Below are 14006 nucleotides of genomic sequence, written 5' to 3'. Positions count from 1 at the left end.
ATCAAAATTCGGGGATACGACGGGTGAAGTGCGACCGGGATGCTGCGGCTACGCCGTAGCTTCTACCTGGTGCTCATTCACTGTAGCACCTTTGAAGTCCACAGCTAAGAGGAGACATTCCCACGGCGTTGCGGCGTGCTCCTGCACGAGAGCAACGGCTTCGAGGCGCTTCGCGGGGTCATCCGCGAGCACAAGCACCGAGGGACCAGCGCCCGAAACGACAGCGGCGTGGCCGTGCGAGCGCAACATGCGAATCAGTTCTGTGGTCTGCGGCATCGCTGCAGCACGGTAGTCCTGGTGGAGGCGATCGCCCGTGGCTTCGAGCAACACTTCAGGGCTCTGCGTGAGGGCGGCGATCAAGAGTGCTGCCCTCGAGACGTTATAAACAGCATCGGCGTAGGGCACGGCATCCGGCTGCAGACTACGCGCGTGCGCTGTCGAGACTTGGAAGTCGGGAACGCAGACAAGCGGTGAGACTCCGCGGTGCACCATCAGCTTTTTCGCTAGCGGCCCAGAGTCAGTGCTCCACGCGATGGTGAGACCGCCCAAGAGTGCCGGCGCGACGTTGTCCGGGTGTCCCTCGAGCTCGGTAGCGAGCACGAGAAGAGTGGCGGCATCCATCTCGACGATGCCCTCGAGTAAGCCCTTCGCAGCCATAACGCCCGAGACGATAGCTGCTGCCGACGAGCCCAAGCCACCACCGTGCGGGATGACGTTGGTCGCCGACACGTGCAGTGCCGGCATCGTCTGGCCGAAGTGCGTGAAGCAGTGCTGGATCGCTTGGATGACGAGGTTCGACTCATCGGTCGCGACAATTCCTGCACCAACACCGGTGACGTCAATCTCGACGCCCGAGCCCTCGACCGCGGTAACGATCAGTTCGTCGTAGTGCGAGAGGGCGAGCCCGAGCGTGTCGAAGCCGGGGCCAAGGTTGGCAGAGGTCGCCGGCACGCGCACGACGACGCTGCGACCGACCAGCGAGGTCATGCCTTGGCCAGCCCCAGCACGCTTGCAACCTCAGCAGTGTCGACGGGAACAACCTTTGGCGTGATGTCATCGCCGCTAGCCGTCTTGAGCGCCCACTGCGGGTCCTTGAGACCATGGCCGGTAACCGTGAGCACAACGGTGGAGCCACGAGGAATCTGGCCAGCTTCGGCACGCTCGAGAAGTCCGGCAACGCTGATGGCGGAGGCGGGCTCGACGAAAATGCCGACTTCGGCCGAAAGGATGCGCTGGGCTTCCAGAATCTTGGCGTCGCTGATGGCACCGAAGTAGCCATTCGACACTTTGTGGGCCTCCGTGGCGAGGTGCCACGACGCGGGGTTTCCGATGCGGATGGCGCTGGCAATCGTTTCGGGGTGCTTGACGACTTCGCCGCGAACGATCGGAGCACTGCCCTCGGCCTGGAAACCGAACATGCGCGGCAGCTTGGTAGTGGCGGAGCGCTCGAGCTCTTCGCTGTAGCCCCGGAAGTACGCGGTGTAGTTTCCCGCGTTCCCGACGGGAACAATGTGGAAGTCAGGGGCGTCGCCTAGTACCTCGACGACCTCGAAAGCGGCAGTCTTCTGGCCTTCGATGCGGTCAGGGTTCACCGAGTTGACGAGGTGCACCGGGTAGTTGTCGGCGAGGTCGCGAGCGATGTCGAGGCAGTCGTCAAAGTTTCCCTGAACCTGGATGAGTTCACCGTTGTGAGCGATGGCCTGGCTGAGCTTGCCCATCGCGATCTTGCCCTCGGGCACGAGAACAGCAGCGGTGATTCCCGCGTGCGCAGCGTAAGCAGCCGCCGACGCGGAGGTGTTTCCGGTCGAGGCGCAGATAACGGCCTTGGCGCCGTGCTCGACAGCCTTCGAGATGGCCATTGTCATGCCGCGGTCTTTGAATGAGCCCGTGGGGTTCATTCCTTCGAACTTGACCCAGACATTAGCGCCGGTGCGAGCCGACAGCGCTGGTGCGGGAATCAGAGGAGTCCCGCCCTCTCCCAGCGTGATGATGGGGGTCGCGTCAGAAATGTTGAGACGGTCGGCGTACTCGTGAAGCAGACCGCGCCACTGGCGGTTCCGGATTTCGCTATTCATTATTTACAGCCCCTCAACTCTCAAAACGGACACAACTTCGCGCACAACCGAATTCTCGGCCAGCGCTGCCACCGTGGCGGCAAGCGATTCATCCGTCGCCTCGTGCGTCACAGTAATAAGGGTAGCGCTCGGCACGCCCTCTACTACTGCACCGACGGTCTGGTTGACCGCTTCTACGGAGACGTGGTGGTCACTAAATACTGCGGCGATCGTGGCGAGCACACCGGGCTCATCCACGACTGTCAAGGTGATCTGGTAGCGCGTCATCACGCGGGCGATCGGCAGGATCGGAAGGTTGGCGTGGGTCGACTCGGCAACTCCGGGGCCACCGATGACGTGGCGTCGAGCGGCTGACACAACGTCACCCAGAACGGCGGATGCGGTTTCAATGCCGCCAGCGCCAGCACCGTAGAACATGAGACTGCCTGCAGCCTCGGCCTCGACGAACACCGCATTGTTGCCGCCGTGAACGGCAGCGAGGGGGTGGGTCAGCGGAACGAGGGCCGGGTGAACTCGGGCGCTGACGCCCTCGGTCGACCCGTCGGCGGCAAGAACGCGCTCACAAATTGCGAGCAGTTTGACGACGTAGCCGGCCTTGCGCGCGGCAACAACCTGCTCGGCGGTGACGCGCGTGATGCCTTCGCGGTGCACGGCATCCAGCGGCACGCGTGTGTGGAACGCGAGGCTGGCCAACAGCGCGGCCTTCTGCGCGGCGTCGTAGCCTTCGATGTCGGCGGTGGGGTCGGCCTCGGCGAAGCCCAAGCGCGTGGCCTCGGCCAGAGCGGTGTCGAAACTATCGCCCGTGGCATCCATGCGGTCAAGAATGTAGTTGGTGGTGCCGTTGACGATGCCCAGGATGCGCTCGACGCGGTCACCGGCAAGGCTGTCCCGCAGCGGGCGGATGATTGGGATCGCGCCGGCTACTGCTGCCTCGTAGTACAGCTGCGCACCGACCTGAGCGGCTTCTTCGAAGAGTTCCGCGCCGTGGTGAGCGAGCAGGGCCTTGTTGGCCGTGATGACATCGGCCCCCGAATGCAGCGCTTTGAGAATCCAGGTGCGAGCAGGCTCGAGGCCGCCGATAAGTTCAATGACGATATCGGCGCCCACGATAAGCGACTCGGCGTCGGTCGTCAGCAGCTCTTTCGGAATGTCGGTGTCGCGAGGAGCATCGATGTCACGAACGGCAACACCGACGACTTCGAGCCCGGCTCCCGCACGGGCAGCAAGCTCGTCGGCGTGCTCGAGCAGTAGAGCGGTGACTTGTGATCCGACACTTCCTCCGCCCAAAACTGCGACACGAAGGTTGCGGTATTCGATCATTCAGAGTCTCCCGATGGTGTGATTCCCGCGTCGCGGCTGAGCAAGTCGTCTTCGGTTTCGCCGCGCACAATAATGCGAGCTTCGCCGTCGCGCACGGCCACTACGGGCGGGCGCGCAAGATAGTTGTAGTTGTTGGACATCGCCCAGCCGTAAGCACCGGTGGCGGGAACGGCGACGATATCGCCGGGCTCAACGTCACCGGGCAAGTACTCGGCGCGAACGACGATATCGCCGGCCTCGCAGTGCTTGCCGGCGATGCGCACGAGCTCTGGGGCAGCATCCGACACCCGATTCGCGAGGCGAGCTGAATAGTCGGCGCCGTAGAGCGCCGTACGCAGATTGTCGCTCATGCCGCCATCGACACTGACGTACTTGCGCACTGTTTCGCCATCAACGAGCACATCTTTGATAGTGCCAGCCGTGTAGAGCGTTGTAGTGGATGGCCCAATGATCGAGCGACCCGGCTCGATGGCAATCACCGGGATCGGGATCTCAAGTCGAGCGCACTCCGCCTCAACGATGTTGGCCAGCGACGCCGCCAACTCAGCAACCGGCAGTGCCCGATCGGCCGAGGTGTAAGCGATGCCGAAGCCGCCACCCAAATTCAACTCGGGCACGGGGGCCGCTACCGACAACCGTGCATGCAGTTCGAGCAAGCGCCGGGCCGCCTCGGCAAAGCCAGCGGTATCGAAAATCTGCGATCCGATATGCGAATGGATGCCCACAAACTCCAGCGAGGAGTGCGAACGAATCTGCGCCACGATCGTCTCAGCCTCGGTCAGCGGAACACCAAACTTCTGGTCTTCCCTGGCCGTTGCCAAGTACTCATGCGTGGACGCGTGAACCCCGCTATTGATGCGCAAACGCACCCGCTGGGTTCGACCGTGCCGTGCAGCGGCTTCAGCAACCCGACCGATTTCGACGACGCTGTCGATAACGATGGGGCCGATGCCCGCGCGCACAGCACGGTCGATCTCGGAAAGACTTTTGTTATTGCCGTGGAATCCCAGTCGCGACGCGTCCGTGCCAGCCGCGAGGGCAACCGCCATCTCGCCAGCGCTGGCCACGTCGATGTTGAGGCCAACGGCCGTCATCCAGCGGGCGACCTCGGTGCAGAGGAAGGCCTTGCCGGCGTAGTACACCTTGACGCTCGAACCGATGCGAGCAAACTCAGCGTCGAACGCACCCTTTATTTCTGTGGCACGGGCAATGGCATCCGCTTCATCGATGACGTACACGGGCGTGCCAAAGTGAGCAACAAGCTCGCTTGCGGGCACTCCGGCAATCGTGAGTTCACCGTTCTCGGCGCGCGCAGCATTGCGCGACCAGACGGTCGATGCCAAAGAATTAGCTTCGGCGGGAGCTTCGAGCCACTCGGGCGCCAGCGGGTTCGCGAACACAGTCGCACCTCACAGAGATGTAGACGGAAAACGGCGGATTGTGTCCGCACGGGCGTTGGGGATGCTGACCACTCTAACGGCTGATGCCGCTAGCGCTGAATCGAGCTACGGCGCCGGGCACGTACCGTATTGCTTCCACGCGGCATCGTCGAGGGCAATCCCATCAGCACTGAGTTCGATGATGAGGTTGTCGCTGGCGACGGCGACCGAATCGATCGTCAATGCTGTCGGCAATGATGAGGCCACGCAGAACTCTTGGGAGCTGAGTAGCCCTCCCGCCAGACCAGAAACGAGGGGGTTGTCGAGCAAGTCGGCAACGGAGATCTCTTCGTCGTTCAGGATGACGGACTCCGGCTCGAAGGCGACGGAATCGCCCGCCGCCACCGGCACAAGGTCAAGGGCAACAGGAATCTCGAAGAAGAAAACCTTGAAGACCGTCGACACCCGGATAGCGGTGCCTTCCAGCTCGATCGAGTCGAGTCCCGTGTCACTGAGGGTGCTCGCGAGCTTCGACACTTCAGCGCCGGGGATCGACACCGTCATCGACACCGCGTCAATCGGTTGCGACGATGTCAGCGGTACGCCGGTCGCAATAACCCCTACCGCGGCATCAAGCCCATTGACCTCGAACCGATCGATGTCGACCGTCACAGCATCGAGGCCGCCGGAGAGCGCTTGCAGAATCAGCGAACCCGAGCCGAGGTCGACGGTCACACCCTCGCTCGATTCGAGATTGAGCGACGACGCAATTTCGTCTTGCGCGAGGCGCACGGCCGTTGTGCGCCCGACGGTTTCGATGAGCACCACCGCGATCACGAGGATCACCACAACCGCTCCGAGGACAGACCACAGAATCCAGCGACGGCGAGGCTTCTTTGGTGCTGTCGCTACAGACGACTCCGGGGTGGTCTCCCCCGGTCCTTCGAGACGCAGCTCGAGCGTGGGGTTGTCGTCGGAGGCCACGTCAGTTACATCCGCTCGGGGGCACTGACCCCGAGCATCCAGAGACTGTTGCGCAGAACCTGACCAACAGCGTCATTGACCCACAGTCGCGTGCGGTGAACGTCAGTTACTTCTTCGTCGTTCATGGGAGTGACGCGGCACTGATCGTACCAACGGTGGTAGCTGCCAGCGAGCTCTTCGGCGAAGCGCGCAATACGGTGCGGCTCACGCAGTTCGGCGGCCTGAGCCACGATGCGCGGGAACTCCGCCAGAACACCCAGCAGGATGCTCTCTGACTCATTCGTGAGCAGCGAGGCATCAAACACACTGCGATCCACTCCCGACTCCCCCGCATTGCGAGCGACGCTGTGAGTGCGGGCGTGCGCGTACTGAACGTAGAAGACGGGGTTGTCGTTGGTGCGCTTCTGCAGAATTTCGGGGTCGAGGTTGAGCGGGGAATCGGACGGGTAACGACCGAGCGAGTAGCGCAGAGCATCCGTTCCGAGCCATTCGCGCAGGTCATCGAGCTCGATGATGTTGCCGGCACGCTTAGAGAGGCGTGCACCGTTGATGCTCACGAGTTGCCCGATGAGCACCTCAATGTCTTTATTGGGGTCGTCGCCGGCCGCGCCCGCGAGCGCCTTGAGACGGTGAACGTAGCCGTGGTGGTCGGCCCCGAGCAGGTAGATCTTGTGGGCATAGCCCCGATCGCCCTTGCTTAAGTAGTAGGCCGCGTCGGCAGCAAAGTAGGTGTAGATTCCGTTGCCGCGCTTGATCACGCGGTCTTTGTCATCGCCAAAGTCGGTCGTCTTGACCCACACAGCGTCGTCGATGTCAGCAACGTGACCCTGAGCCCGCAGACGCTCCACGGCGGTATCGATGGCGCTCTTGCCATCCTCTTTCACCGCGTGCAGTTCACGCTCGCTGAACCACACGTCGAAGTGCACGTTGAAGGCAGCGAGGGACTTCTTGATCTCGCCGAGCTGAAGTTCGTAGCCCCGCTCGCGAGCGACGGCGATCGCTTCATCGTGGTCAAGCTCGAGAATCTCGGGGTTTGAGGCGAGCACGCGCTGCGCGAGCTCGGCAACGTAGGCACCCGGGTAGCCGTTCTCCGGAGTCGGTTCGCCCTTGGCGGAGGCCAGAATCGATGCCCCGAAGTTGTCCATCTGATTGCCGGCGTCGTTGATGTAGAACTCGCTCACGAGTTCGGCCCCGGCTGCCTTCAGGATGCGTGCCAGCGAGTCTCCAAGAGCCGCCCATCGAGTGTGGCCGATGTGCAGCGGGCCCGTGGGGTTGGCCGACACGAACTCCAAGTTAATGGTCTGACCCGCGAGGGATTCGTTGCGACCGTACGCCTCGCCCTGCTCGACAATTGTCTTCGCAAGTGCACCCGCGGCAGCGGCATCCAAAGTGATATTGATGAAGCCTGGGCCCGCAACATCCACCGAAGCAATGCCGTCGATAGCTCGTGCTTGCTCCGCAATTTCGGTCGCCAGTTCGCGCGGGTTGACGCCCAAGGGCTTAGCGAGCTTCATCGCGATATTAGATGCCCAATCGCCGTGATCGCGGTTGCGCGGTCGCTCTAGCACCAGGTCACTCGCGGTCAGGCCCAAATCGGGCGTGCCGCGGTCAGCCGCGATGCGGGAGACGACAGAGAGCAGGGTGGCAGAAAGGTCAGCAGGATTCACCCCTCAAGAGTACTGGGTGGTTACGGGGATTCTGTGCGAGCGGGGAGCCACATGACGTTCAGCGCTTGGCGCACACTTCACGACACTGCCGGGTCACTGCGCGGCTTTGTCCCTGCGGGTCACGACAATGGAGGTATGGCACTTCGACTTCGCACGGTTTACGCCGCAATCGCCCTCAGCACCTCCGCACTACTATTGAGCGGCTGCGTGCCGAGCGAAACTGTCACGGCCACCAACAGCCCCACTGTCTCAAGCACGCCCACACTCTCGGCGCCCGAGGCCACCGCAACGCCTTCCGCGTCGGCCAGCGCAACAGAATCCGCCACCCCCACTCCCAGCCCCACACCGTCGAAGTCGGCGCAGGACACTGCCGTGAGTTTCGGCTGCAACGACCTCGTGTCGCCGAGCGCGATGTACGACTTTAACCCCAACTTTCTCCTGCTGGGCAGCTTCACCCCGGATTCGGGAACGACCGCCGCCGCCGCGCTATCAGCAAAGGGTGTCGCCTGCCGCTGGCAAAATGGAACGAACAGCACGTCGATCGACGTGTCAGTAGCCCAACCAACCTCATCCAAGCTCGCGACGTTCAAATCGAACGCGGGATCGAGCGCGGATGCCTTCAGCGGCTACTTCTCGATCACCGACCGAATCGGCACGGCCCAAATCTTCGTTGGCCCATATTGGGCAACGCTGAGTTCACGCGAATTCACCTCAGCAGACGAGGCCAGCAACCTGGTTGCTGAAGTACGCGCCGCACTTCAATAGCCACACCAGAGCGGGCTACGACAACTCGACAGGGGTGTGGTGGTCGTCAGCCGGGAGCTGGTCTGCGGTTGCCGTGATTTCTAGCTTCTGCAAGAAGAGGTCAGCCCAGTGGTTCGTAAGGAACGCGACATCTGCGGCATCTCGGCCAGTGGCAATGCGCACGAGTGATTGACGCGGTGCGAGTCCGGTCGAATCAACAACCCACCATTGACCGTCGACATACGCTTCGGCCACAGCGTGAAAATCCATTGGGCTCAGCCCTGGCGCGTACACCGACGAATAGCGGGCGGGCACATCTTTGGCGCGCAACATCGCAATGGTGAGGTGGGCAAAGTCGCGGCAAACCCCGCGGCGCGTCAAGAGCGAATGTGACGCTCCATCTGTCGCCGCCGACATTCCGGGGCTATAACGCAGATTGGTCGAAACCCAGCTGCGGATAGCCTGCACCAGTTCATGGCCGGTTTGCGTCGGGAACAGCGAACGCGCCGTGGGAGTGAGCACATCTGACTCGCAGTACCGGCTCGGCCGCAAATACTCGACTCGGTCGATTGCGTTGAGCGGCGCGGGCTCGGGAGTTGCCTCGACGGTGGCGGCATAATCCACGACAAGCTGCCCCGGTCCCGCAATCAGCGAGTGCAAGCGGGTTCCGCGGGCATCGACCAACTCTGTGGGGTTCTGAGGTACGCCATCCAACACAAAATTAATTGATTCGGATGTGAGTGGCCACGGTGCCGCGACAGCAATGCTGAAGACCATTTCGGTGCGACCGCGAAGGTCAAGTTCTTGGTGGGAGGTCACGGTACGCAGCATGCTCCGATACTGTCACGAGAACCTGAAACGGGCATCCCAACGGAGTGCTAATTGTTGGGGCAATTGCTTGCTAAGCTAGCCTCCTTGCCTTCGTAGCTCAGGGGATAGAGCGCCGGTTTCCGGTACCGTAGGTCGGGGGTTCGATTCCCTCCGGGGGCACTGTTATTTAGGCGCACTGTTATTTACGGGCGCTGCTTTTGGCTGGCGCTGTTGTTAGCCGGCGCTGCGGTCAGCTCGATCTCGCGATTGTGGCGGAGCTTATTCTGGCTGCCGTTGCGTGCTCGATTGGCGATAGGCCATAACGCCCAGCGGCAAAACGACTAGTCCGGATGCGCTGACAAGAGCGATCCACTCGCCGGTAGCAATGCTGGCCCAGAGCCCGACCGCGATGATCGTGACGCTATACAGAGCTAGCGACACCCACGCCCAGCGCGGCAATGGCAATGTTTGAGACTTTGTCATGAGTACACGCTACGTCACGAGGCAGCGGAGCTCAAGAGAAATAGCGCTTCCGGGCGGCTATTTCACTACGCAGCAGGCTTCCGCCCCGGCATCGGTGCTGGTGGCGACTGACGCGAGCATCTTGACGGGTTCGGCGAACGCTTCGCAGCAGAGTTCATAGACGTTGGAGCGACCGCGAGGCGTCACCGTGACGAGACCGTTCTCGCGCAGCGGCGCCAAGTGGTGACTCACGAGCGTTTGGCTCAGGCCGGTGGCATCCGTCAGCTCGCGCACCGTGTGGGCGCGTTCGGTGAGGAGCAGCACGAGCTGCAGCCGGTTGGGATCGCCGAGGGCGCGCAGGAGCGGCGCCAGGCTCTGGGCCCGCTCGGCCGTTGCCGACCAGGTGGGCTTCTGAATCATCAGAAGATCGACACGTTCGCTCATGCCCTCACCTTACCTGATTTCTTTGTTATCAACAGTAAGTACTGTTATTGTGAGTGAGCGCTAGTAGCGCTGTGACGAACATCATCAAGGAGAGCAATGACCATCGCACCTTCCCCCTCCGGCCCGCTCCCCGTCGTGGTCATCGGAGCCGGCCCGATTGGACTGGCTGCTGCTGCCAACCTCGCCCAGCGAGGTATCGATGCGGTAGTGCTCGAAGCCGGCGACCATGCCGGTGCGGCCATTAGCGCCTGGGGGCACGTCTCCCTCTTCTCCTCGTGGAAATACAACATCGATCCCAGCGGGCGTGCACTTCTCGAAAAAACGGACTGGGTCTCCCCCGCCGCCGAGACCCTCCCCACCGGCACCGAGCTCGTGCGCGACTACCTCCAGCCGCTCGCCGCGACCGCCGAGCTGGCACCACTCATCCGCTACAACAGCCGCGTGATCGGGATGTCGCGCCAGAGCATCGACTCCACCAAGACGGTTGGCCGCGAGCGCCGGCCGCTCCTGGTTCGCGTTGACTCCCCTGATGGCGTGTACGACATCCTCGCTTCGGCCATCATTGATGCGTCCGGCACCTGGGGCCACAACAACCCCATTGGTGCCTCCGGGCTGCCCGCAACAGGTGAGGCCGACGCCAGTGAGTGGCTGACTGGCCCGCTTCCTGACGTGCTCGGCGCCGACCGCGCACGCTTCGCCGGCAAGCACACCCTCGTCGTGGGTATGGGGCATTCCGCCGCCAACACGCTGTTGGCTCTCGCCGAACTGCGCGCCAGCGAACCCGGTACCAAAATCACGTGGGCGATTCGCGGCCGCTCGGCCCGTCGACTCTATGGTGGCGGCAGCGCCGATGAACTACCGGGCCGCGGCGCGCTCGGCAGCAACCTCAAGGCCGCCGTCGAATCCGGAGCGATCACTCTTCTGACAGATTTCACCGTCAGCGAGCTCACCCCACAGCCCGATGGCCGCCTCACCGTCACGAGCCGCAATCCCGACGGCGAGCAATCAGTGACAGTGGATGTTCTCGCCGCCGCCACCGGATTCCGCCCCGATCTGGCGATCCTGAGGGAACTGCACATCAGCCTCGACCCGGTGCTCGAAGCTCCCGTGATGCTGGCGCCCCTCATCGATCCGAATGTGCACAGCTGCGGCACCGTGGAGCCGCACGGAGCGAGTGTGCTCGCGCATCCGGAAAAGAACGTCTATATCGTCGGCATGAAGAGCTACGGTCGCGCACCCACCTTCTTGATGGCGACCGGTTACGAGCAAGTGCGCTCGGTGGTCGCCGCTATCGCTGGCGACGTGGCGAGTGCCGGCCGCGTGAACCTGATGCTGCCCGAGACGGGCGTTTGCTGCTCAACCACCAGCGGCGGTTGCTGACTGGCTTAGTCGTCGAGCACGATCCCGAGGTGCGCGGCGAGGGCCGGTGCGAGTTCTGTCAGTTGGTAAGAGTTAATCGTCGCGCCCTTGAGATGTTCGACCCCCGTGACGTGGCGCAATTCGAGCGATCGCAAGTCGACGTTAGTGAGCTTGGCGCGGGTGAGGTCGAGAGTGTTCACCTGCGTGTTCGTGAACGCGACACGGTTTGCCGTAGCGCCGCCGAGGTCGAGCTCGTCGATCAGGCAGTCATCGAATAAAACGTCTTGCAGATGGGCGCCGCGCAGGTTCAGATACCCGATGCGACAGTGGACGAACCGAATCGACTTCCATGTTGACTCATAAAATTCTGCCGACCCTAACCGGGAACCTTCGATGCTTACGTCACGAAGGTTCGAACGCGGGGCCGCAAAGATGGGCGCGTTCAGTTTTTCGAAGCGGGTCTCCACGAAAGTGGCTGCCCGAAAATTCGTCTCATTGGCCTCGAGCTCGATTAGTTCGCACTCCGTGAACGAGATGCCGGAGAGGTCATCCTCACTCACATCGGATGCCGTGAACCGCTGCCCGTCATAACTCTCATGCGGCCGCAGCAACGCCGCTTCCCCATCGACGAGATTCGCTAAACGCAACGCATCAATGAGCGGAGCTGCCGTCACTGCTCTCTTAGCCATATAGCCGGGTGCTCCTTCATTCGATGGGTTCCGCGTCGAACCGAAACTACCCCACCGCACTGACGCTGCGCCGCTAGCCTGTACGCATGACGCCTCCCGCCACCACCGCAGACCGAGTTGCCCACTTTTCGAGCAAGCTCGACTACGAAACTGATCCCTCGGATGTCGGGGCCGCATTCGAGGCCAACGACCGCTTCGTGCTCATCGACTCGCGCGGTGACGCCGCCTGGAATCAGGGTCACGCGGTCGGTGCCCTGCACATGCCGACCGCCACCATCAGCGCTCGCGCCGACGCCGAGATCCCCCACGACATGCCTGTCGTCGTCTACTGCTGGGGCCCCGGCTGCAACGGTGGCACGAAAGCCGCGCTCGAGTTCGCGAAGCTCGGCTACGAAGTGCGGGAGATGATCGGCGGTTTCGAATACTGGGCGCGCGAAGGATTCCCCGTCGAGGACAGCACCGGCCCCGTCATCCGCGACAAGGATCCCCTCACGGCTCCCGTCGCCGCGATCTCCTGCGACTGCTGAGGTCGAAAACGCTGCGCCTGCGCTAAGGATGCCTAGCCGGCGTCGCTCGAGTGCGACTCCAAGAACTCGTAGAGTTCGCGGTCGTCGACGCCCGGGAAGGTTCCCGACGGGAGCGGCGACAGGATGTGGGCGTGCAGCTTGGCGCTCGACCAGGCGTTGCCTGCCCAACGGTCGCGAAGCACGTCCTCTGGCTTACGGCAGCAGGTTTCGTCGGGGCAGGTAGAGGAACGACGCACGTCGGTGGCACGGCCGCGGAACCACTTGGAGTGCGAGAAGGGCACCCCGATCGTGATGGAGAACTCTTCGGCATCCGTCGTTCCCGTTTGGGTCGACTCGAAGAAGCTCCCTTCGGGAGTATCGGTGTACTGGTAGAACTCCGTCGTGCGGTTGGTGCGCGTGAACGCGGTGCGGGCGCTCCAATTGCGGCACACGAACTGGCCCTCGGCCGAGCCCGTGACATCCACGGGCAATCGAAGCCCATCATTCTCGTAAGCCTTGTACACGGCGCCGTCGTCGCCGACGCGCAAGAAGTGCGTTTCGAGGTCGAGGTGCGAAGTCGCGAGGTTAGTGAAGCGCAACGCGGCTGCCTCGTGGGTGACACCGAAGGCATCCCGAAAGTCTTCGACGGCAATGTTGCGCGCCGCTTTGGCCTCGCTCAAGAACGTCACTGACTGTTTGAGCGGCATGAGCACGGCCGCTGCGAAGTAGTTGATTTCGAGACGCTGGTGCAAGAACTCGGCATAGCTCGTCGGCTCGGTGTGGCCGAGAACGCGGTGCGCCATTGCTTGCAACGCCATCGAGCGCAGACCGTGACCACCGGGAATGGAGGCCGGTGGCAAGTAAATGCGTCCGTGCTTCAAGTCGGTGACCGACCGCGCCGAGTGCGGCAGGTCGTGAACGTGTACAAGTTCGAAGCCGAGCGATTCTGCCATCAGGCTCACCGCACGGTGCGTCAGCGCACCGGTGGTGTGGTTTCCGGCGATCGTGAGCTTCTCGGCCTCTTTTTCGAGTTCCGGAAGGTAGTTATCGAGCGTGCGCATCTGCTGACGAAGCTCGGTGTTGGCACGACGAGCCTCCTCCGGGGTAGCAATCGCCTGGCGCGAACGCGTCGATAGTTCGTGGTGAAGCCCCACGATCGCTTCAAGCGTCTCGTCAGGAATGCCCTTCGACGGACGAATCTTGGGCAGGCCGAGCGAAGCGTAAATGGTGCTGCGCTGCAGCCGGTCGAGCTCGATCTCGAGAGCGGCCCGCTTGGTCGGCGGGGTCTCCTCGAGCAGATCGGCAAGCTGGATGTCCGTGGCCGAGGCGATTGCCGACAACAGAGTCAGGCGAGGTTCACGTCGCCCATTCTCCATAAGAGAGAGCTGGCTGCCCGCGACTCCCACTTTGTCGCCGAGTTGGTCGAGGGTCAGTCCGGCCGTAGTGCGGAAATGTCGGATGCGTTGCCCGAGAGTCACAAGATCATTCACACGTTCACTATAACTAAAGAATGCGGATTCTTTCGACTCGAATCGACAACAAGTGGCACGAAACTGGGTCATCATCG

General features: G+C 62.5%; 14 protein-coding genes and 1 tRNA gene. 4 read left to right on the top strand and 11 right to left on the bottom strand.

The features are described 5' to 3' along the window. Positions 1-48: 48 nt before the first annotated feature. The 6 genes from thrB to argS all read right to left on the bottom strand — a co-directional run bounded on the left by thrB (position 49) and on the right by argS (position 7425). The gene (gene thrB, locus I6E58_RS13235; RefSeq protein ID WP_197134567.1) at positions 49-987 is read right to left on the bottom strand and encodes a homoserine kinase; all 939 of its coding nucleotides are present in this window, start codon (positions 985-987) and stop codon (positions 49-51) included. After that, the gene (thrC, locus tag I6E58_RS13230) at positions 984-2075 is read right to left on the bottom strand and encodes a threonine synthase (RefSeq protein WP_197134564.1); all 1092 of its coding nucleotides are present in this window, start codon (positions 2073-2075) and stop codon (positions 984-986) included. The genes thrB and thrC overlap by 4 nt, the downstream gene beginning before the upstream one ends. Positions 2076-2078: 3 nt before the next feature. Then, complete coding sequence (locus I6E58_RS13225; protein WP_197134561.1) at positions 2079-3395, bottom strand: homoserine dehydrogenase; 1317 nt, start codon at positions 3393-3395, stop codon at positions 2079-2081. Next, positions 3392-4795, bottom strand: a complete 1404-nt coding sequence (gene lysA, locus I6E58_RS13220; RefSeq protein ID WP_197134558.1) for a diaminopimelate decarboxylase — start codon at positions 4793-4795, stop codon at positions 3392-3394. Before lysA ends, I6E58_RS13225 begins: the two co-directional genes overlap by 4 nt. 105 nt (positions 4796-4900) lie before the next feature. Further along, positions 4901-5758 carry a DUF2993 domain-containing protein gene (locus I6E58_RS13215; RefSeq protein ID WP_307842152.1) on the bottom strand — a complete coding sequence of 286 codons (858 nt, stop codon included), beginning with the start codon at positions 5756-5758 and terminating at the stop codon, positions 4901-4903. Between the two features lie 5 nt (positions 5759-5763). Beyond that, entirely contained in the window at positions 5764-7425 is a 1662-nt protein-coding gene (gene argS, locus I6E58_RS13210) for an arginine--tRNA ligase (RefSeq protein ID WP_197134555.1), read from the bottom strand. A 135-nt stretch (positions 7426-7560) separates the two neighbouring features. Between argS and I6E58_RS13205 the strand changes: the two genes are divergently transcribed. Then, on the top strand, positions 7561-8190 hold the full coding sequence (locus tag I6E58_RS13205; RefSeq protein ID WP_197134552.1) for an arginyl-tRNA synthetase: 630 nt from the start codon (positions 7561-7563) through the stop codon (positions 8188-8190). Between the two features lie 15 nt (positions 8191-8205). Here I6E58_RS13205 and I6E58_RS13200 read toward each other — a convergent pair whose 3' ends face one another. Further along, positions 8206-9000 (bottom strand): transglutaminase family protein, encoded by a 795-nt coding sequence (locus tag I6E58_RS13200; protein WP_197134549.1) that lies wholly within the window; start codon positions 8998-9000, stop codon positions 8206-8208. An 86-nt stretch (positions 9001-9086) separates the two neighbouring features. Here I6E58_RS13200 and I6E58_RS13195 point away from each other — a divergent pair. Next, positions 9087-9159: transfer RNA gene (locus I6E58_RS13195), tRNA-Arg, on the top strand. Between the two features lie 99 nt (positions 9160-9258). On the opposite strand, the gene I6E58_RS13190 is transcribed toward I6E58_RS13195, so the two are convergent. Then, positions 9259-9462, bottom strand: coding sequence for a hypothetical protein (locus tag I6E58_RS13190; protein ID WP_129071115.1), 204 nt, complete (start codon positions 9460-9462; stop codon positions 9259-9261). A 57-nt stretch (positions 9463-9519) separates the two neighbouring features. Next, the gene (locus I6E58_RS13185) at positions 9520-9885 is read right to left on the bottom strand and encodes a helix-turn-helix transcriptional regulator (RefSeq protein WP_129071116.1); all 366 of its coding nucleotides are present in this window, start codon (positions 9883-9885) and stop codon (positions 9520-9522) included. Between the two features lie 96 nt (positions 9886-9981). On the opposite strand from I6E58_RS13185, the gene I6E58_RS13180 reads away from it, so the two are divergent. Continuing rightward, on the top strand, positions 9982-11265 hold the full coding sequence (locus tag I6E58_RS13180; RefSeq protein ID WP_197134546.1) for an FAD-dependent oxidoreductase: 1284 nt from the start codon (positions 9982-9984) through the stop codon (positions 11263-11265). A gap of 5 nt (positions 11266-11270) precedes the next feature. Here I6E58_RS13180 and I6E58_RS13175 read toward each other — a convergent pair whose 3' ends face one another. Continuing rightward, positions 11271-11933 carry a pentapeptide repeat-containing protein gene (locus tag I6E58_RS13175; protein ID WP_197134543.1) on the bottom strand — a complete coding sequence of 221 codons (663 nt, stop codon included), beginning with the start codon at positions 11931-11933 and terminating at the stop codon, positions 11271-11273. A gap of 86 nt (positions 11934-12019) precedes the next feature. On the opposite strand from I6E58_RS13175, the gene I6E58_RS13170 reads away from it, so the two are divergent. Further along, a complete protein-coding gene (locus tag I6E58_RS13170; RefSeq protein ID WP_129071119.1) occupies positions 12020-12460 on the top strand; it encodes a rhodanese-like domain-containing protein in 441 nt (146 codons plus the stop codon). Positions 12461-12492: 32 nt separating this feature from the next. On the opposite strand, the gene I6E58_RS13165 is transcribed toward I6E58_RS13170, so the two are convergent. Next, complete coding sequence (locus I6E58_RS13165; protein WP_197134540.1) at positions 12493-13929, bottom strand: helix-turn-helix transcriptional regulator; 1437 nt, start codon at positions 13927-13929, stop codon at positions 12493-12495. Positions 13930-14006 lie beyond the last annotated feature (77 nt).

It is taken from the genome of Salinibacterium sp. SWN1162 (genome assembly GCF_015864675.1).
Classification (GTDB): Bacteria; Actinomycetota; Actinomycetes; order Actinomycetales; family Microbacteriaceae; genus Rhodoglobus.
Note: the sequence above shows the minus strand (reverse complement) of the source record. Positions and strands in the feature narration are given on the sequence as shown.